Below are 19472 nucleotides of genomic sequence, written 5' to 3' on the forward strand. Positions count from 1 at the left end.
TGGACGGTGGGCAAATGAAGGAACGCACCGAAGTCGCGGCTGCTCTCGAGGTGTGGCGCGAAGGGCTGGTGAACCTTTCAGGCGTCAATCGACTCATCAAGTTCAAGGCCAGCAAGTCCGGAACCGTGGCCATCAACCGTCCGGATCCTCAGGAAATCTTCTCCGGCTTGTCGGCGGGCACGGAATGGAGGTTTCAGGGCGCCCCCGACCGGCGGGTCCAGGACGGCGACGACCCGCCCGAGGAGGATGACGAATCGACCACCGATCCTGTGGTCGATGCAGACACCAAAGGCGCAGTGCTCCACAGTCCCCGTCCCGACGCAGAGCTGGGGGCCGCGCTTCGGAACCTCATGCGGAAGGCCAACGCCGAGTACCTCGATCGAGGGCTGACCGTCCTGTACGTGGCGCTGGGCATGCTGAACTGGGAGGACGTCGACGGGACGTCGATGTCAAGCCCGCTGCTGCTCGTTCCCGTCGAGCTCCACCCGTCGGGGCCCAAGGGCACGCCCACGCTCACCGTGGGCGACGACGACGTGGTTCTCAATCCGGCACTGACGCTCAGAATGCGTGAACTCGGTGTCACGCTGCCGGACGTCGAAACGACCGGGGCATCCAGCGTCGACGACCTTCTGGAGAGCGTCAGGAGATCGGTGCGCCAGTACGCCCACTGGGGCGTGGAGCCGACCGTGCTCCTGTCCACGTTCTCCTTCCACAAGGAGGCGATGTACCGCGACCTGCTGGACAACGAGGAACTGGTCCTTGCCCACCCCGTGGTGCAAGCGCTCGGCACGCGGGACCCGGCGTCGCAGAGCCCGGAGTTCATTTTCGACCCCATCCCGGCGTCCGACATCGATCACCAGGCGCCCCCGGAGGACATGCCCCTCGTCCTGGACGCAGATTCCTCCCAGAGGGCGTCGATTGCCGCAGCGGTGGCAGGCAAGAGCTTCGTGATGGACGGCCCGCCGGGCACAGGCAAGTCCCAGACCATCGCGAACATGATCGGCGCCCTGTTGCACGCCGGCAAGAGCGTGCTGTTCGTCTCTGAAAAAGCAGCCGCACTGGAGGTGGTACGCAACCGCTTGGCCGATGCCGGCCTGGAGAACTATCTGCTGGAGCTGCACAGCCACAAGGCAAGCCGCAAGGAAGTGGCGTTGAGCCTCGCCAAGGCGCTCGACACCGTACCCATCCCGCCCCGAGGCATGGACGCCCTCTCGCGGACGAGCGTGACCGACCAACGGCAACGTCTCAATGCGTACGCAGAGGCGATGAACGAGGTGCGTTTGCCGCTGGGCATGTCGCTGCACCAGGTCATCGGACTTCTGAGCCACCTGGTCCACGCACCTGCGGCGCCGATGCCCGAGCTGCTGCCGGCAGACCTGAGCCAGGCCGACTACCAGTCGTTCCAGCAGACCGTCCAGCGGCTCCGACGCGCATGGGGGCCCGCGGAGCAGGGAAGCACGTACCTGTGGCGCGAGGTCCTGGACCCGTCGTCCCTCGAGATACGCCTCTACCAGGCCAATTCCGCACTCGAAGAACTGGAAGGCGTCACGACGACGCACGCAGTACTGGCTGCGTCGTTCGGACTGGTGCGCCCCAGCGAGGCTAGCACGCTCGTGACCCTCCTCGAAGAACAGCACGTGCGCCGGCCGCCCGGGGTGCTGGACGCATGGCTGACCACAGCGGGCTGGGACGAGCTGACCGGTGGCCGCGAGAAGCTGGGGGCCGGCATCGGTGCGGTCGCGTCCGCCGAGAAGGCGTTCCTGAACGGCGCCGGTGTTCCGTGGACCTCCATGCCGGCCCCCGACCACGTGCCGGATGCGCCGTCGCCCATCGCCTCGGACCCCACGCCCATCGTCCTGGGAAGTCTGACGGCCGCGTCAGCACAACAGCTCGCCGCCGAGTTCGAGGCCGCCTCACGCCGCCTGGAAGAGTGTCTCAACCAGCTGCGCGGGTTTGCACAGCGTCTCGGAATGCCCTCGGTGGAGACGTACGAGGACGCGGAGAGGATCCTGGGGTTGGTCGCCCTCGGGTTCGAGACGCCGCGACCCCATCCGGATTGGCTGACGCGTGAGGGGCACGCGGCGGCTGAAGAGGCACTTGCCGTCCTCGAAGAGCGCATCGTCCGCTTCCACGCCGTGCAGACGAGGGCCCGTGAGTACTTTACCGACGAGGCGCTTAACGCTCCTGTGGCCGAGCTCCACGATCGCTTCGTCAACGTCCACAAGGGCCTGAAGAAGCTGTCGGGCGCATATCGCGCGGACAAGCGAGCCGTGACCGCACTGTTGAACGACTCAACGGACGTCGAGGCGGGCATCGAGCACCTGCATCTTGCCATTGCGTGGGGAGAGGCGGCGGACGAATACGCATCTGCTGTCGAACAGCACTCCGGGGCGTTGGGGCCGTACTGGAGTGCGGCGGAGACGGACTTCGTCGAAGTCGCCCAGGGATTGCGGACGGCACACTCGGCCATGCGTCTCGTGCGAGAGGGCGAAATGCCGTCCGCACTGATGTGCTACTTGGCCGTCGACGAGCCTCCCGCTGCGTATCGCGCCCTGGTGCAGGAGATCACCGAGGACCTCGAGCACTGGAAGCGATCCCTGCGTCCGGCACCTGCTGGCGGGGAGAAACGATCTGCTCCTGGCCCCCATCGGCACGTCGACAGCGTGGTTGGACGTGCACGTCGAGCCGTTGAAGCAGACGGCGGCCCGAGTGGCCACGATCGACGCAGCAGTCGGACGAGCCGTCACCCTCGATGAGGCAGGACAGCTCCTGACGCTTCACTCCTCCACCGTGAAGGTTCGGGACGGCTTCGACCGTGATGCGGACGCCTTCGCGGAGATGTTCGGCGGCCACTACAGGGGTGTCGACACGGACTTGGCGGCGCTCGACGACTCGTTGGCATGGGCCGCGCGCATGCGCTCGCTCGCGGGTGGACCTCTCACCGTGAGTCAGGTGGAGGCATTGGCCACCTCGTCGCGGACCGACAATCTGGCGCCGGCGCTCGAGAAGTGGGCTGAGGCCCGAGGGCGCATCGTGCACGCGTTCGCAGAGGCACGACATGCTGAACTGCTGAGCGAACTGGACGAGTATCGCAACGCGGCGGAGTTCATCCGCGAGCTGCAGGAGGACAGCGCCGGGCAGGATGAATGGTTCGCGCACGTGAAAGCGCGGGAGCAGCTCGCCGTGCTCGGGCTCGATGCCGCGATCGAATTCTGCGTCAAAGAGGGACTCCCATCCGATGCTGTCGCCGATGTGGCCGAACGGGCGCTGCTGAGGTCGTGGGTCGACCACGTCTTCCAGAGTGACGACCGGCTCGAACCGTTCGGGGCAGATGACCGGGATGATCTCGTCGCCCGGTACCAGGACCTCGACAAAGAGCTGATCCTCAACGCAGCCAGTGACATCATGCGCGCGGTCAATGCGCGACGGCCGTCGATGACCGCCGTCGGCGAGCCCGGCGTCATCAGACGAGAGGGGATGAAGAAATCCCGTCACCTTTCGGTCCGTGAGCTGATCGCACGAACGCGCAACACCGCGTTGGCCGTGAAGCCGTGCTTCATGATGTCCCCGCTGGCGGTCAGCCAGTACCTGCCTCCTGACATGAAATTCGACGTCGTCATCTTCGACGAGGCGTCTCAGGTCACCCCCGGGGGACTCCATCAACTGCATCTACCGCGGCCAGGCGCTCATCTTGGCCGGCGATGACAAGCAGTTGCCCCCGACGTCGTTCTTCGAGCGCGTCGGGGACGACGAAGGGGACGGAGAAACCGACGTCTCCGATTTTCAGTCCGTGCTGGAGCTGACCAAGGGCTGTGGTGCCTTCAACAACCTCGGTCTCAAGTGGCACTACCGCAGCCGCCATGAGGACTTGATCGCGTTCTCCAACCAGAAGTTCTACGACGGGAAGCTGGTCACCTACCCGAGCGCTCAGTCCGACGGCTCGGAGGTCGGCGTCGAGTTCTTCCACGCGGGAGGCGTCTACCGGCGTGGTGGGGGAGCGGACAACCCTCTCGAAGCGGCGATGGTCGCGGACCGGGTAATCGATCACTTCACCAACCGGCCGCATCTCACCCTCGGCGTCGTCACCTTCTCGACGGCTCAGGCGGAGGCGATCTACGACGCTCTCGACAAGGCGCGAGAAACGCGACGAGACCTCGATCGGTTCTTCGACAACGCCGACCGTCTGCACGCTTTCTTCATCAAGTCACTGGAATCCGTGCAGGGCGACGAGCGCGACGTCATCATCTTCTCCATCGGATACGGCCCGGACGAAGCGGGAAAGATCACCACGAACTTCGGCGTGCTGAACAAGCCCAAGGGGTGGCGGCGGCTCAACGTGGCCATCACTCGTGCTCGGCAGCGGGTCGAGGTCGTCGCCTCGCTGAGAGCAGGGAACATACCGCCGTCCGAGAACGAAAGCGTGGAACATTTGCGCGCCTATCTCGACTATGCCGAACGAGGGCGGAAATCGCTGGCCGTCGACCTGGGTGCCAGCGGGCTCGGGCCTGAGAGCCCGTTCGAGGAGTCGGTGGTCGGTGTCATCCGCTCCTGGGGCTATGTCCTGGAATGCCAGGTGGGCGCGGCCGGCTATCGCATCGACATCGGAGTCCGGCACCCGGAGCGCCCGGGGATCTTCGCTCTCGGTGTCGAGTGCGACGGATACCAGTACCATTCGGCGCCGGCGGCCCGGGACCGCGATCGTCTGCGTGAGCAGGTCCTCCAGGGGCTCGGCTGGCGGCTGCACAGGATCTGGGGCACCGCCTGGTACCGCGACCGCAAGGGTGAGGAGGAGCGTCTGCGGGCGGCCATCGAGAATGCTGTCCGCGAGGCAGACGACACCGACGCGGGAGTCGCACCGACTCGCTTGGGACGGCCCAAGGTCGAGACCGCACCGGTCGAGCACTCGTCTGTGCCTTCGTGGTCGACCGAGTACGTGCTCGCCGAAGTCGGGCAACGTCCTCGGTGGGCGGACCCGGCAGAGAAGGAGAGTCGGTCCGACCTGGCCTCCGCGGTGCAGAAAATCGCGGAGGTCGAGGGACCGGTCCACATCGACCTGATTCACCACCGTCTCCGATCGGCGTGGGGCATCGGACGGATCGGCTACCGGGTCCGTGACAACATCGATGCTGCCATCGAGCTGGCGGAAGTGGCGCGTGACGATGCTTTCGTGGACCTGCCGAACCGACCTGTCGATCGTGTACGCGTTCCCGCGAACGGAACTGCTCGAAAGGTGGAGCAGATCCACGACGATGAACTTGGTCTCGCGTGCGCGATGATGCTCCGCGATGTCGGCGCCGTTTCACGGGAGGAATTGATCGCGGCACTCGCGCGTCTTTTTCAGTCTGAACGAAGCGGCGCTGCTGAATCCGTAGTCACGTGCTTTATCGCCCTGACTAGGGATGCTCATCGTTCGACGTGGTGAAGTAGGGACACGGTCTCGGTTCGGCGAAACTGTGCGCGGCATTCTCCGCTCACGCCGGTCGCCGCCCGCACCTCAGTCTCATGCGGAGAAAGAATGCCTCAGCCTGGGCGGGTGATGGCAGTCATGAATCCGCGCTTCAGGTCCATGAGGAGACGGCCGGGCTCGGTGCCACCTATATTGAGCGCCAGCTGGTGCTCCTCGATCCACTGGGCCTCGAGTGCGTCTGTCTCGTCCTTCGGCCCGCACGGCACCACCCCAGCAACAGGTGATCGGTCACCCACATAATGAGCCGGTCCTTTGCGTCCGCATGCGGGATCACCCGGCGACGGCTGTCCAGCACGACGTCTCTCTGTCCGACTGGCGTCACCGGTCTGAAGGACCGCCGGCAGCGTCCGGCGCAGTGCCGATCTGCATTAGAGCACGGGCGCCCGGTCCGCGTGGCGGGTCGCGACATCGTAGGCGCGGGCGGCACGCAGCAGCTCGACGTCCCGGCCGTGGGCGGCGACCAGCTGCAGCCCGACCGGCAGCCCGCCCGGGTTGAACCCGCCCGGCACCGAGACCGCGGGGCAGCCCGTCGCCGAGATGAGCGTGGCCGAGCGCATCCACTCCACGTAGGTCTGCATCTCCACGCCCGCCACGGTCCGCGGCCACCGCTCTTCGGACGGGAACGGCAGGACCTGGGAGGTGGGGCACAGGAGCAGGTCGTAGTCGCCGAAGAACGCCCGGGTCGCCTCGTGCAGGCGGGTGCGCGCCAGGGCGGCGTCCATCAGTTGCCCGGCGGTGAGCGCGAGCCCCTTCTCCACGTTCCAGACGACCTCCGGCTTCACGAGCTCCCGGTGCTCGGCGACCACGGTCCGCAGGTTCACGGCCATGTCGAAGGCCCGGGTCACATCGAACACCTCGTCGGCGTCACGCAGGTCCGGCACCGCCTCCTCGACCACGGCCCCGAGCTCCTCGAACACCCGCGCCTGGTCCCTCAGGACCTCCACGATCTCCGCCTCGACCGGCACGCCCACCCCGAAGTCCGTGCTCAGCCCGATCCGCACCCCGGCCAGCGGCCGGGCGTCGGGCTCGGGCAGCTCCTCGGCGGCCAGCGTGCGGAACGCCGCCCGCTCCACCGGGCAGGCCAGCGGAACCCGGGGGTCCGGTCCGGCGAGCACGGACATCGCCAGGACGACGTCGTCCACGCTGCGGGCGATCGGCCCGCAGCGTGCGAGCCACGCCCAGGCGTCGGCAGACGGCGCCAGCGGCAGCACCCCGGCGGAGGGCCGGAACCCGACCACGTTGCAGAACGCCGCCGGGTTGCGCAGCGACCCGCCCATGTCCGAGCCGTCCCCCAGCGGCTGGATCCGGGACGCGATCGCCGCGGCCGCCCCGCCGCTGGAGCCGCCGGCGCTGCGGGTGCGGTCGTAGGGGTTGTGCGTGGTGCCGAAGAGCTCGTTGAAGGTGTGCGAGCCGGCGGCGAACTCCGGCACGTTGTTCTTGCCGGTGCTGATCACCCCGGCGGCCCGGAAGCGCGCCACGACCAGGTCGTCGTGGTCGGGCACCTGCTCGGCGAACACCGGAGAGCCGAGGGTGGTGCGGATCCCGGCGGTCGCGTGGGTGTCCTTGTGCGTCATGGGCACCCCGTGCAGCGGCGGCAGCTCGTCGGCGGGCGTGGTGGTGGTCAGCTCGTCCGCCTGGGCGGCGGCCGCGTAGGCTTGCTCCCGGACCTGGGTGACCACGGCGTTGATCACCGGGTTCACGGCGTCGATCCGGGCGAAGTGGGCCTCGAGGACCTCCCGCGCGGACACGCTCCGCTGCCGGATCGCGGCCGAGAGCTCCCGGGCGGAGAGTTCGAGCAGGGCGGTGTCCGCGCGGGCGCTCATCGGGCGACGCCCAGGCGGGAGAGGATCGCCGTGACCGCGGCGGTCACGCCCGTGGTGAGGGTCGGCTCCATGACCGGGGCGAAGAAGGGCGAGTGGTTGGTCGGCACCGGCTTCCCGCCGTCGAGCACGTCGTCGGGCGTGCCGCCGAAGAACCAGTAGACGCCGGGCACCCCGATGGCGTCGGGCAGGTGCCCGAAGTCCTCGCTGCCCATCTGGGCGGGACGGTCCAGCACGTTTCCCTCGCCCAGGACGGACCCGAGGGCCTGCTTGAGCGCGGCCGTCTCCGCAGGGTCGTTGACGAGCAGGGGGAAGGTGTAGAGCTCCTCGATGTCCGGGGCCGGTGCGCCCGAGGCGTCGGCCTCCGCGAGGATCACGCGGCGCAGCGCGGCGAGCACCTTCTCCCGGACCGCGCGGTCGAGGTTGCGGACGTTGACGGTGCACACCGCCGTCGGCGGGATGATGTTCTCCTTCAGCCCAGCGTGGAAGGTCGCGACGGTGATGACGGCGGACTGCTGGGCGGGGACCTCGCGGGAGACGATGCTCTGCATCCGGACGATCATGTGGGCGGCCAGCACGACCGGGTCGATCGTGTCCTCGGGGCGGGAGCCGTGCCCGCCGCGCCCGTGCACGGTGACCCGCCAGCTGTCGGCCATCGCCATGGCCGGGCCCGTGCTGATCTCGACCTGCCCGGCGCGGCCCGGCCACACGTGCTGGCCGTAGACGACCTCCGGGCGCGGGGCCCGGTCCCACAGCCCGTCGTCGAGCATGGCCCGGGCGCCCTCGGCTGTCTCCTCGCCGGGCTGGAACAGGAACACGACCGTGCCCGCCCACGCGTCGCGGTCGCCGGCGAGCAGGGTCGCGGCGCCGATCGCGCTGGTGATGTGGGTGTCGTGGCCGCACGCGTGCATCACCGGCACCTCAGTGCCGTCGGGCAGGGTGCCGCGGGCCGTGGAGGCGTAGTCGAGGCCGGTGTCCTCGGCCAGGGGCAGGGCGTCCGTGTCGGCGCGGAAGCCGACGACGGGCCCCTCGCCGTTGCGCAGGACGGCGACGACGCCGGTGCCGCCGCACACGAACGTCTCGCAGCCCAGCGCCTCCATGCGGTCGCGGATCAGCTCGGCGGTCGCGTGCTCCTGCATGGACAGCTCGGGGCTCCGGTGCAGGTGGCGGTAGAGCTCGTGCAGGTCGTCGCGCAGCGCGGTGGGGACCTCGGGAACGGTGGTGGTCATGACGTCCTTTCGTGGGATTCGTGGGCGTAGAGCGCGGGCGGCCCGTCCGGGTGGGCAGGCCGTGGGATCACAGCAGGGTTTCGTCCCCGGGACCGGCGTGCCGGGTCTTCCGGTTGCGCAGCACCCAGGCCAGCACCATGGTCAGCAGCACGACCACGGCGGTCGCGAAGTTCCGGAACGTCGGGCCCAGGACGGGCACGAGCAGGAGCTGGACCACCGCGCCGACGGCGAGGGCGATGATCGTGATCCGCGGCTGCTTGACGTAGGCGGCCAGCTGGACGATCACGGCGCCGATGATGGCGGGGAAGATGTAGAGCTGGGCGACCTCGGTGATCGAGGCGGGGACGATGCTGACGAGCCAGGTGCCGAGGATGCCGACGAAGATCAGCAGCGAGAAGATGTGCACCACGGCGGCGCCGCAGATCGCCATCACGGCGGCCAGCTCGGAGCGGCGGGTGCCGGGCTTGGCGTCGATGGCGGCCTGCGCCACGATCGCCGAGGGCAGCAGCTTGTTGGCGATGTTGCCGATCATGAAGCCTGGTACATCGCGGCCGGTCCGAGGACCGGGAAGTAGGTCAGGGGCTCGACGATCGCGAGCACGGCGAAGACCGCGGCCACGGCCAGGTAGGCGGTGACCACGGTGGAGAGCGGGATGTCCAGGCCGCTGAAGAACAGCAGGTAGGCGGGGCCGGCCAGGGACAGCAGCAGGCCCATGGTCATGGTGATCCGGCCCCATCGGGACGTGGTGCGGTCGTAGGCCGCGTAGGCGGCGGTTGCTGAGCTGGTGGTGGTGGCCATGGGAGCTCCTGGGGATCGCGACGGGGGTCAGGCGGCGGGGCCGAGGCCCGCGCCGTGGGCGAAGTAGGCCACGACCAGCCCGACGATGATGGAGATGCCGAGGCCCCACTCGCGCAGCCACGGGGCGTTCAGGCGCTTGGTCAGGACCAGGCACACGGCCATCACCAGCGCCGAGGTGGCCACGGTGATGACGTGCACGCTGCCCTTGGGCAGCTCGGCGACGCCCAGGGAGGCGAAGGCCGCGAGCAGGGCCGCCGAGGGCACGATGGCCATCAGGGCGGGGTTCACGGACCGCAGCTTCGTGTCCCCGCGCTTGAGCATGGGCGTGAGGACCAGGGTGGCCAGCATCCACAGCCCGCCCGAGAGGCTCATGGCCAGGAATGCGACGGCGAAGACCTCGGGGGTCCAGCCCGCGCCGCCGAGCTCGGCGTCCATCGTCCCGGCCGCGAGGTTGGCCGAGGAGGTCTCGGTCGCGGCCGAGCCGACGAGGCCGATGCGCACGAGCACGGCGGGCGCGCCGAACAGCGGCAGCAGCGCGATGGCCACGACGACCACCGCGAGGGAGGGGCCGATCGCGGCGATGCCGCCGGACTTGAAGGACCGGCGCAGGTCCTCCTTGGTGAACCCGAGGTCCGGCCCGGCGGTCCGGGCGGCCCGCACGTAGATGACGGTCTGCAGGATGATCACGGCGAAGACGCCGAGGGCGCAGACCCACAGGAAGGGGAGGTTGACGTACTCGGACAGCGGTCTCATGCGGGTCCCTCCAGAACGGGATGACGGAACGGGAGCTCGAGGGTCGGGGCGGGCAGGACGCCCGGTGCGGGGCGCACGGTCACAGCCGGGCGGTGTCGAGGGCGCGGAGGGTCTCCGCCAGGACGTGGACGCCGCGGCCGATGTCCGCGGCGTCGGTCCACTCCTCAGGACAGTGGCTGCGGCCGTCGCGGGAGGGCACGAAGATCATCGCCATCGGCGCGAGGGAGGCCAGGTGCACGGCGTCGTGGGTGGCCCCGCTGGGCACGGGCCGCCAGGAGTAGCCCAGCTCCGCGGTCGTCGCCGCGACGAGGTCGTAGGCGCGCGGGTGGGCCTCGACGATCTCGTTGTCCGAGGTCCAGTCGAAGTCCACGTCCACGCCGTAGCCCCGGGAGGCGCTGAGGATCTGCTCGCCCAGGCGCCGCTTGGCCCCGGTCAGCCAGGACCGGTCGATGCTGCGCAGCTCCCCTGAGACGTCCACCGCGCTGGGCACCACGTTGGGGGAGGAGGAGCGGTTGCGCACGTGCGTGGTGGTGGCGACGCCGGGGGCGCCGCACCCCTCGCTGCGCACGGCCAGGACGGCCTCGGCGGCGGCGACCATGGCGTCGTGCCGGTCCGCGACCGGACGGGTGCCGGCGTGGTCCTCGCGGCCGGCGAAGTGGGCCACGAAGCGCTCGATCCCGCAGATCGAGGTCACCACGCCGATCTGTTCGCCCTCCCGCTCGAGGGTCGGTCCCTGCTCGATGTGCAGCTCCACGTACCCGTGCAGCGGCCCCGGGGCCGTGCGGGCGGGATCCAGCAGGGCGGAGGGGTCGAGGCCGAAGGAATCGTACGCGCTGCCCAGCGACCGCCCGGAGGAATTGCGCCGGTCCAGGTCGGCGGCGGTCAGCTCTCCCGCCATGGTCCGGCTGCCCAGGCAGCTGAGCCCGTACTCGTTGGACTCCTCGCCGAGGAAGTCGAAGACGAGCAGGTCCCGGCTCAGCGGGGTGCCGGACTCGCGGATGCTGCGGGCGGCCTCGATCGCCCCGAGCACGCCGACCACCCCGTCGAAGCGGCCCCCGCCGTCGACGGTGTCCGTGTGGGAGCCCGTCATCAGCGCCGGGGCGGAGGGGCTCGTGCCGGCCAGCCGGCCGACGAGGTTCCCGGCGGCGTCCCGGTGGACCTCCAGCCCCGCCTCCCGCATCGTCGCGGCGACCCACGCGCGGGACTCGCGGTAGGGCTCGCCGAAGACCTGCCGGCTCCAGCCGGGCCGGTCCTCAGCGCGCAGCCGGGAGAGCCGGTCGATCTGCTCCTGGACCCGCTGGGTCGCCTCCACCACGTCGAACGGCATCGGGGTCCTCCCTCGTCGGGGGTCTCGGCCCGTCGGTGGGGAACGGTGCGGTGCCGGAGGGTCTCCGGCAGCGCCCGTCCCCGGCGACGCGCCGCCGGGCGGCGGCTCCGTCCGGCGGCGTGCCGGTCGTGGTCCACCGCGGAGGTGGCCGGTCGGGTGCCGGCCGGGCTCCGCCGCGGACGTGAGCCATGTCTCGAACGCTAGGGGGTGGGGCGGCCGGGGTCAACGGTTTTCGCAATCGATTGCATTTCGTCGTCGACGGGAAGGTCTCCGGCGGCGGGGGATTCAGGCCCCGGGAAGCGCCTCGGTCCTGGCCCGTCGGCCGGGTCCGCCGGTCGAGGCGCGCACGAGCAGTTCGACGGGCATGACCCGGGACGTGGGCCGGCCGCCGGCCATGAGCTCGAGCAGGGCGGTGGCCGCGGCGGCACCGAGCTCCCGCATGGGGCTGGCGACCGTCGTCAGGGGCACGGACATCACCCGGGCGAGGAAGACGTTGTTGAACCCGACCACGAAGACGTCCTCCCCGGGGCGGGCGCCGTGGCGCACGTACTCGCCCAGGACGCCGACGGCCGCGGCGTCGTTGACGGCGAAGATGCCCTGCGGGGGGTCGGGCAGCGTGAGTAGCCGCTCGGCCATCCCGAGCCCGTCCTCCGCGAAGAGGCCGCCGTGGAAGACCAGCTCCGGGTCGACCGCCCGGCCGGCGGCGCGGCAGGCGTCGAGGAAGCCGTCGACCCGGTGGATCAGGTTCTGGGCGTGGTCCATGGCGCCGTAGACGGCCAGCGGCCCCTCGACCCGGGCGAGGAGGTGCTCGGCGGCCATCCGCCCGCCCGCCCGGTCGTCGATGGTGATCGAGCGGTAGCCGCGCCGAGGCCGGTTGAACAGGATGCAGGGGATCCCGGCGGCGCGCACGCGCGCCAGGAACGGCGAGCCGATGACGGCGTCGCCGACCAGCACGCCGTCCACGCGGCGCTGGAGGGCGATCTGCAGCTTGGCCAGCTGGACGTCGGGGTCGTCACCGGTGGCGAGCACGACGCACTGGTAGCCCGCGGCCTCCAGGGTCTCCTCGATGCCCTCGTACATCAGCGCGAGCACCTCGTCCCGCAGCCGGGGGATGAAGACGGCGATGAGGCGGGTCAGGTTGGTCCGCAGCGCTGCGGCGGCGAGGTTGGGGCGGTAGTCGAGGGCGCGGGCGACCGCCCAGATCCGCCGGGCGCGCTCGGTCCGGGCGCTGTCCTCGCCCCGGCGGAGCGTGCGGGAGACCGTCGACGGGTCGACCTCGGCGGCGCGGGCGACGTCGGCCAGCGTGGGGTGCTTCGGCCCTCGGGAGCGGTGCGTGCTGGGGGTTCTCGGCACGCTCCGAGTGTAAGTGGTGAGCCGCCGGGGCGGCGGCCTGCCGTGCGAACCGTGGGGTCGCCGCAGCAGCTCCGGGACGTGCGGCCGATGGCCGGCGTGGTCGAGAAGGACCCCGTGTGCCGGGGTCAGGGCCGCCGGGGCAGGCCCGCGCGGAAGGTCTCCTTCAACTCGGCCAGCTGAGCGCCGTGATCGGTGCCGTCCGTGTTCAGCACCGGCCGGTGCTCGGCGATCCACCGCTGCTCCAGCGCGTCGACGTCGTCCTTGGTCTCACAGACCGCCCAGCCGAGGAGCAGGTGCTCCTGCATCCAGTTCGTGAGCCGCTGCTCCTGCGCCTCGCCGAGCACCACGCGGCCCCGCCCGTCCAGGGCCGCGCCCTCCCGCCAGGACGGGTCGCCCGGCAGCAGCACCGCCAGCAGGGTGCGCCGCAGCGCCGAGGACCGGGTGCGTCGCAGGTGCTGGCCCACGATGCGCTGGTGCAGATTGCGGCGGGCCCGGCCCACGTAGAGCAGCTCCGCCCCGCCGGAGGCGTGCACCAGCCGCGGCACGTCCGGCAGCTGCAGCAGGCCGGCCGCCTCGGGGGTGGGGCAGCGGGTGGTGTCCAGCCACCAGGAGTAGACGCCGCGCTCCCGGCCCGGATCCGCCTGCAGCGGGGCGCTGAGCGGGAGGTTGGGCAGGCTGAAGTCAGTGGGCTGCATGCTCACGCGTCATCACCTGCCGCACCGTCCGCCGGCGGCACGTCGTGACCAGCTGCCGCCACCGGCCGGGGAAGGGCACCTCGGACGGTCCGTTTCCTTTTGCAATCACAGCTTCGACTGTAAGCACGAGGAGGGCAGGCCGCCGTCGGTGACGCACTGCGCGGCACGACGGTGTGGAGAGGCCGTGCGTCCGCCCGTCGGGAGGGGCCGTGTCCGGGCCGTGACTCGCCCCCTCAGGACCGCTGCCGGTGGTGGAGGATGAGCAACCGGGCATAGCCGTCCGTGAGGCGGTCGATGAGGTCGACCTTCAGGTGCTCGTCCTCGGAGATCCGGCGCACGGTGTGCAGGGAGGCGCCGTCGAACGCCACGGGAGGCGGCAGCTTCCCCGGGCCGCCGGGCGGCTCCACCTCCAGCCGCCACGCGCCCAGGTCGTGGTGCGGGGTGGCGTCGGGGCCCGGTGTGCGCGCCCACAGCCGGCCGTCCGTGCCCACGACCAGGCCACGGACGACGTGCCACCCGTATCCGCACCGGACCCCGGACATCGCCCGGCCGATCAGGGGATAGGACCGGGCGCCCGGCGGGAAGTGCACGAGCCGGGCCGGCGTCAGGCCTTCCGTGCGCAGCAGCTCGCTGGCCTCGACCCCGACCTTCCGCACCTCGGCCAGCGCCTGTTCCAGGTCGGCGTTCGGTGCCGCGGCCTCCCGGGCCACGGCCTCGGAGCGGGCGCGACCGTCCGACGTCGGCTCCTGTGATCCCGTGGCCGCCGCCCGGGAGCGCCGTTGGTCCTCGATGCTCATGTCCGTCCCTCGTCTCCGTGGCCCCGAGTCTAGGTGAGCCACCTCACGCAGGTGGTGCTCCGGGCCTGACCGCGCGTCATCCGGGGGCGGGAAGCCGTCGCTGCGCGGCCATCGGGAAGCGCTGCCGTGCGGAGCTGATCAGCTCCGGCAGGACCTCGGCCACGGCGAGGGAGGGGTCGGGGCCCAGCTCGGCCACGGTCGCGCCCATGGGGTCGACCACGAGGGAGTGGCCGATCGAGATCGGCTCCGCCTGGCACGACCCGACGACGTAGGCCCCGTTCTCGATGGCCCGCGCCGTGGACAGGGCCTGCCACTGCCGCAGCTTGTGCTCCCCGGGCACCCACGCCGCGCAGCTCAGCAGGACCTGCGCCCCGGCGTCGGCCAGCGCCCTGGCCAGTTCCGGAAAGCGCAGGTCGTAGCAGGTCAGCAGGCCGAAGCGCAGCCCGTCGACGTCGAAGACCACCGGCTCCGGGGCGGGTGCCGCCTCGATGAAGCGGGACTCCGCGTAACCCTGGGCGTCGAAGAGGTGGATCTTGCGGTAGCGCGCCATCCGCTGCCCGTCGGGGCCGTGGACCACCAGGGTGTTGTGCGCACGCCCGGGGACCTCGGAGGCCTCGACCACGCCCGCCACCACGGTCACGCGGTGGCGGGAGGCGAGGCGGGCCAGCTCGGTGCCCACCGGGCCGTCGAGCGGCTCGGCGACCTGCGGGAAGGTCTCGTCGACGGCCTTCTTCAGGTAGGCGGCGTACTCCGGCAGCACCACCATCCGGGCGCCGCGGCCGGCGGCGTCCTCGACGAGGGCCGCGATCGCGGCCAGGTTCGCGCCCACGTCCGTGCCGGACCGGAGCTGGCCCACGGCGATCCGCATTCCGTCGTTCCTTCCGCAGCAGGGGAGTCAGGCGACCTCGTGGGTCACCTGCTGCTCCGTGGCGGCCATCTCCGGCGGCGCGGCGCGGAAGCCGCGGGTGACCACGGCCAGGGCGATGATCCCACACACCAGCCAGAGGGAGCCCAGCGTCAGGGCGTTCGCGTCGAGCTGGGACAGCAGGAAGGCGCACACCAGGGCGCCTCCGGCGGGCACCACCACGTAGCTCAGGACGTTGAGCCGGTGCCCGGCGCGGCGTTCGCGCACGAAGTGGAAGATCACCGCGAGGTTCACCAGGGTGAAGGCGGTGAACGCCCCGAAGTTGATGAACGAGGTGGACGTCGCCACGTCCAGGAAGATCGCGATCAGGCCCACGGCGCCGGTGATGACCAGGTTCAGCACCGGAGTGCGGAAGCGCGGGTCCAGCCGGCCGAACACGGCCTTGGGCAGCACGGCGTCCCGGCCCATGGCGTACAGCAGCCGGGAGGCGCTGGCCTGTGCGGCCAGACCGGAGGCGAACTGCGCGACGACGAGACCGGCGAGGAACACCGCCCCGAACAGCTGACCGCCGATCTGCAGGGCGATCTGGGACGCGGCGGAGGCGGTGTCCTCGAACCGGCCGCCGGGGTGGACCAGCTGCGTCAAGTAGGAGACGACCACGAAGATGCCGCCGCCGATCAGGGCGATGAGCATGATCGCCCGCGGCATGTTCTTGCGCGGCTCGACCGCCTCCTCGGTGAGCGTGGTGACGGCGTCGAAGCCCAGGAAGGAGTACGCGGCGATGGCGGCGCCGGCCGTGACCATCCCGAGGTCGGAGGTGCTGCTGAGGAACGGCTCGGCGCTCACCAGCCCGCCCGGCCCGGCCGCGGAGACCACGGCGCCGACCGACAGGACGACGAAGAACCCCAGGACGAGGAGCTGGAAGGCCATCAGCAGGTAGTTGGCCTTGTCCGCGACCTTGATCCCGAGCACGTTGAGCACCGTGGTGATCACGACGAACCCGAGGATCCATGCGGCGAAGGGCACACCGGGGAACTGGGCGTTCAGGTAGGAGGCGCCGATCAGCCAGATCACCATGGGCAGGAACAGGTAGTCCAGCAGCACCGCCCAGCCGACCAGGAACCCGGCGCGGGAGTCGATGGAGCGGCGGACGTAGGTGTAGGCGGAGCCGGCCACGGGGTGGGCCGCGGCCATCCGGCCGTAGCTGTGCGCGGTCAGCAGCATCGCGGCCAGCGCCACGAGGTAGGACGCCGGTGCGGCGCCGCCGGAGGTCTCGGCGATGACGCCGAAGATGCCCAGGACGATGATCGGCGTGAGGTAGGCCAGTCCGAAGAGGACCAGCGAGGGCAGCCGCAGCGTGCGGGTCAGGGTCGTCGTTTCCATGCTGAGGTCCTCAGGGTGTGAAGGGTCGCGGGGTCCAGGTGGCCGGGTCCATCCGGCCCCCGTAGACGGGGAGGTCGATGGGGCTCTCGCCGGCGCGGAACTGGGACCACATGCGGTTGATCCCCTCCGTGCCCTCGGCGCGCACGCGCTCGACGTGGGTGAGGTCAAGGTCCGCGGCGAGCAGCTCCGGCCGGTCGTCGGCGGAGGACGCCAGGATCCGTCCCTCCGGGTCGACGATGAGGCTCTGCCCGGCGCCCACGGGGCCGGCGCAGTTCACGCTGACCACGAACACCTGGTTGGTGATGGCGTTGGCCTGTGCCAGGACGACCTCCTGGCGGCGGTCCGGGGTGGTGGTCTTCACGACGTTGAGCACCACCTCGGCGCCCATCCAGGCCAGCTGGCGGGTGACCTCCGGGAACCACGCGTCGTAGCAGATGTTCAGTCCCAGCCGCCCGACGCCGTCGACGTCGACGGTGGTGAACCGGTCGCCCGGGTCGTAGGGCTCGTGCGGGCGCCACGGGAAGACCTTGCGGTAGTGGCCGGCGAGCTCGCCCTCGGGGGAGAGCACCAGCTGGGTGTTGAACAGCTGGCCCTCCGGGCCCCGCTCGCAGACGCTGCCGGGCACCAGCCAGATCCCGAGGTCCCCGGCCAGCTGCCGGAGCTCCTGGGTGCGGGGGCCGTCCAGCGGCTGGGCGCTGTCCTGCAGGGCCTCGGTGCGCTGCCGGTCGGGGTCCCCGTCCCCGAACAGGTGCAGCTCCGGGAAGACGACCAGCCGGGTGTCCGGGCGGGTCCGGAGGATCTCGCCGACCTCGTCGGCGAAGGCGGACACCGGTTCGCCGATCAGGCGCGGAGCGGCCTGCGCGGCGACCAGGGAAAGCGTGCGGTGCATGTGGGGTCCGATCTGCTGGTCCGGGATACGCGAGCTATATTAGATCCAATTGATCCAATAAAGGAAGGGGCGCGATGCCGAGCCGTACAGTGGACGGCGTGGCCCACGACGACGCACCCACAGACGCCCTCGGCGCCGGGGTGCTCGGCGGCCTCGGGCGGCGCAACGCCATCGACGCGGTGCGCCTGCGGATCGGCATGGCCATCTCGCTGGGCATGCTCCAGCCCGGCGAGCGGCTGCCGGACCAGGAGGAGGTCGCCCGCGGGCTCTCCGTCAGTCCGATGACCGCCCGGCGGGCGCTCATGAGCCTCGCCGACGACGGTGTGCTGGTCCGGCGGCGCGGGCGCAGCGGCGGCACGTTCGTCGCCGACCAGCCCTCCGCCGAGGCGCTGCGCCGGCTCGTCGTCCCGGCGGCGGAGACCGTGGAGGTGCACGGCCTGATCGACCGCCGCCTGCTCATGGAGTGCGCGCTGGCGCACTTCGCCGCCCTCCGCGCCACGGACGAGCACCTCCGGCACCTCGAGGAACTGACCCGCCGAATGGCGGAGGCCCGGAGCTGGTCCGTCTACCACCAGGCCGACGACGAGTTCCACCGGGCGGTCGCCGAGGCCGCCGCCGTCGGGAACGCCGCGGAGGAGTACCTCAGGGTGCTCGAGCAGCTCTACGGCTACTTCATCCCGTACCCGATCGACCAGCTGCACCTGTCCAACCACGACCACATCGGGCTGGTCCGTGCCCTGGCCGCCCGCGACTGCCGGACGGCCGTGGACGTCTCCCACCAGCACGTGGACCGGCTGCACCGGACCATGTTCGTCGGCCTGCTGGAGGCCCGGCGGCCCGGCGACGCGGCGGGGCCCGCCTGACGCCGCACTGCCCGGTCATCCTCGACCGTCGTCCGCGGTCCCCGGGGCGGGCCCGCGCCGGCTGATCCACCCGGCGGCGGCCCGTCGCTCGGCGGCACGGCCGAGGGGCCGGGCGTCCCGGCCCCTGACGTGCCGCTCCAGCGCCATCAGGAGGGTGAGCAGGACCACGGCCACCATCACCTGCCACTCGCCCTCGACCGCGCCGAGGCTCCCGGCGGCGTTCCAGGAGGCGTGCTGGACACCGATGGCCAGCACGCTGCCGCCCGTGTCCAGCAGGTGCATGCCCAGCAGGTACCGGTAGACAGGCACGAGCAGGAAGAGCAGCACGAGGTCCCGGGCGGTCTCCCCGCTCCAGCCCTCGGCCAGGTACAGCGGCAGATGGATCCCCGCGAAGGGCAGGCCGGTGAGCAGCGCGGCGACCACCAGTCCGTGGCGGGCGGTGAGCCGGGACTGGAGGAACCCGCCCCACGCGGTCTCCTCCCACAGGTTGAGCACCAGGGCCCCGTAGACGAGGGTGCTGAACAGGTACCACCCCGCCTCGGCCGCCCAGCCGCTCGGCGGACTGCGCAGGGTACCGGTGACCGCGGCCAGCGCCAGGGTGAGCACCGGGATGCCCAGCAGGACCACCCCCCAGCGTGCCGCGCCGAAGCGCCAGGCGAAGGCCCGGCCCAGCAACCGCCGGACCGCGCCCGGACCGTCCGCCAGGCGGGTCACCAGCAGGGCCGAGCCCAGCAGTGCGACGAAGGTCATGGCCAGCAGGAAGGGCTCCACCGGAGCCCCGATGACCACGGGGACCGTCAGCGCCGCCCACCCCAGGCCCAGGGCCAGGAGGAGGAAGACCGTCACGGGCCGGCGCCGGGCCGGGGAACCGTCCCGGGAGCGGCGGCCGGTGTCCCGGGGGGCCGGGGTCGACGGGGTCATGGAGTTCCTCCCGACCGGTGCAGGTCGTCCGTGCCCGGGGACGGCAGGCCCAGCCGTCCCCGGGCGCGAACGACGACCATCAGCGCGCCGAAGACCAGCACCGACATCAGGCCGTGCACGGCACCGGCTCCCGCATCGGGTTCCCACGCGGCGCCGGGCGGCCGACGGGGTGGATCGGAACGGCGGCCCATGGGCTGATCTCCTCCGGCCTGGCTCCAGCATCTGACTCGCCGCTGCCGGCCCTGGGGTGTGCCACTCACAGTGCGCCCCCGAGGAAGCCGGGGCAAGGGCGGACCGCCAGCCGTGCTTGTG

The 19472-nt window shown here is 71.2% G+C and carries 19 protein-coding genes; 4 read left to right on the forward strand and 15 right to left on the reverse strand.

The genetic code is table 11. The annotated features are described in order from the left end of the window. Positions 1–14: 14 nt before the first annotated feature. The 3 genes from BJF77_RS04970 to BJF77_RS04980 are packed head-to-tail and all read left to right on the forward strand — an operon-like array spanning position 15 to position 5422. Positions 15–2756 carry a DUF4011 domain-containing protein gene (locus BJF77_RS04970; protein WP_075871458.1) on the forward strand — a complete coding sequence of 914 codons (2742 nt, stop codon included), beginning with the start codon at positions 15–17 and terminating at the stop codon, positions 2754–2756. Further along, positions 2710–3705 (forward strand): hypothetical protein, encoded by a 996-nt coding sequence (locus BJF77_RS04975; RefSeq protein WP_139318441.1) that lies wholly within the window; start codon positions 2710–2712, stop codon positions 3703–3705. The genes BJF77_RS04970 and BJF77_RS04975 overlap by 47 nt, the downstream gene beginning before the upstream one ends. After that, positions 3692–5422 carry a DUF3320 domain-containing protein gene (locus BJF77_RS04980; RefSeq protein WP_075871460.1) on the forward strand — a complete coding sequence of 577 codons (1731 nt, stop codon included), beginning with the start codon at positions 3692–3694 and terminating at the stop codon, positions 5420–5422. The genes BJF77_RS04975 and BJF77_RS04980 overlap by 14 nt, the downstream gene beginning before the upstream one ends. A 98-nt stretch (positions 5423–5520) precedes the next feature. Here BJF77_RS04980 and BJF77_RS19905 read toward each other — a convergent pair whose 3' ends face one another. The 13 genes from BJF77_RS19905 to BJF77_RS05035 all read right to left on the reverse strand — a co-directional run bounded on the left by BJF77_RS19905 (position 5521) and on the right by BJF77_RS05035 (position 17376). Beyond that, positions 5521–5703, reverse strand: a complete 183-nt coding sequence (locus BJF77_RS19905; protein ID WP_139318442.1) for a hypothetical protein — start codon at positions 5701–5703, stop codon at positions 5521–5523. Between the two features lie 132 nt (positions 5704–5835). Beyond that, complete coding sequence (locus tag BJF77_RS04985) at positions 5836–7290, reverse strand: amidase (protein WP_075871461.1); 1455 nt, start codon at positions 7288–7290, stop codon at positions 5836–5838. Next, complete coding sequence (locus BJF77_RS04990) at positions 7287–8516, reverse strand: amidohydrolase (RefSeq protein WP_075871462.1); 1230 nt, start codon at positions 8514–8516, stop codon at positions 7287–7289. The genes BJF77_RS04985 and BJF77_RS04990 overlap by 4 nt, the downstream gene beginning before the upstream one ends. 67 nt (positions 8517–8583) lie before the next feature. Continuing rightward, positions 8584–9048, reverse strand: coding sequence for a hypothetical protein (locus BJF77_RS22510; protein WP_369821361.1), 465 nt, complete (start codon positions 9046–9048; stop codon positions 8584–8586). Beyond that, complete coding sequence (locus BJF77_RS22515; RefSeq protein WP_369821362.1) at positions 9045–9314, reverse strand: hypothetical protein; 270 nt, start codon at positions 9312–9314, stop codon at positions 9045–9047. Before BJF77_RS22515 ends, BJF77_RS22510 begins: the two co-directional genes overlap by 4 nt. Positions 9315–9341: 27 nt before the next feature. After that, positions 9342–10067 carry a DUF5058 family protein gene (locus BJF77_RS05000; protein ID WP_047803631.1) on the reverse strand — a complete coding sequence of 242 codons (726 nt, stop codon included), beginning with the start codon at positions 10065–10067 and terminating at the stop codon, positions 9342–9344. 79 nt (positions 10068–10146) lie between these two features. After that, positions 10147–11394, reverse strand: coding sequence for a M20 family metallo-hydrolase (locus tag BJF77_RS05005; protein WP_075871463.1), 1248 nt, complete (start codon positions 11392–11394; stop codon positions 10147–10149). A 285-nt stretch (positions 11395–11679) separates the two neighbouring features. Next, a complete protein-coding gene (locus BJF77_RS05010) occupies positions 11680–12747 on the reverse strand; it encodes a LacI family DNA-binding transcriptional regulator (RefSeq protein WP_075871464.1) in 1068 nt (355 codons plus the stop codon). 125 nt (positions 12748–12872) lie between these two features. Further along, positions 12873–13442 (reverse strand): GIY-YIG nuclease family protein, encoded by a 570-nt coding sequence (locus BJF77_RS05015; RefSeq protein ID WP_075871465.1) that lies wholly within the window; start codon positions 13440–13442, stop codon positions 12873–12875. A gap of 233 nt (positions 13443–13675) precedes the next feature. Beyond that, entirely contained in the window at positions 13676–14239 is a 564-nt protein-coding gene (locus tag BJF77_RS05020; protein WP_075871466.1) for a hypothetical protein, read from the reverse strand. 76 nt (positions 14240–14315) lie between these two features. Next, positions 14316–15107 carry a carbon-nitrogen hydrolase family protein gene (locus BJF77_RS05025; RefSeq protein ID WP_075871467.1) on the reverse strand — a complete coding sequence of 264 codons (792 nt, stop codon included), beginning with the start codon at positions 15105–15107 and terminating at the stop codon, positions 14316–14318. Positions 15108–15134: 27 nt separating this feature from the next. Further along, positions 15135–16487: an APC family permease gene (locus BJF77_RS05030; RefSeq protein ID WP_075871468.1), complete on the reverse strand. Its 1353-nt coding sequence runs from the start codon at positions 16485–16487 to the stop codon at positions 15135–15137. 10 nt (positions 16488–16497) lie between these two features. Continuing rightward, positions 16498–17376: a carbon-nitrogen hydrolase family protein gene (locus BJF77_RS05035; RefSeq protein ID WP_083664974.1), complete on the reverse strand. Its 879-nt coding sequence runs from the start codon at positions 17374–17376 to the stop codon at positions 16498–16500. 74 nt (positions 17377–17450) lie between these two features. Between BJF77_RS05035 and BJF77_RS05040 the strand changes: the two genes are divergently transcribed. Next, positions 17451–18239, forward strand: a complete 789-nt coding sequence (locus tag BJF77_RS05040) for a FadR/GntR family transcriptional regulator (RefSeq protein WP_075871469.1) — start codon at positions 17451–17453, stop codon at positions 18237–18239. 15 nt (positions 18240–18254) lie between these two features. On the opposite strand, the gene BJF77_RS05045 is transcribed toward BJF77_RS05040, so the two are convergent. Both BJF77_RS05045 and BJF77_RS21410 read right to left on the reverse strand, forming a co-directional pair. Continuing rightward, positions 18255–19160 carry a CPBP family intramembrane glutamic endopeptidase gene (locus BJF77_RS05045; protein ID WP_075871470.1) on the reverse strand — a complete coding sequence of 302 codons (906 nt, stop codon included), beginning with the start codon at positions 19158–19160 and terminating at the stop codon, positions 18255–18257. Further along, entirely contained in the window at positions 19157–19279 is a 123-nt protein-coding gene (locus BJF77_RS21410; RefSeq protein ID WP_255396137.1) for a hypothetical protein, read from the reverse strand. The genes BJF77_RS05045 and BJF77_RS21410 overlap by 4 nt, the downstream gene beginning before the upstream one ends. Positions 19280–19472 lie beyond the last annotated feature (193 nt).

The organism is Kocuria sp. CNJ-770, from assembly GCF_001942375.1.
GTDB lineage: Bacteria > Actinomycetota > Actinomycetes > Actinomycetales > Micrococcaceae > Kocuria > Kocuria oceani.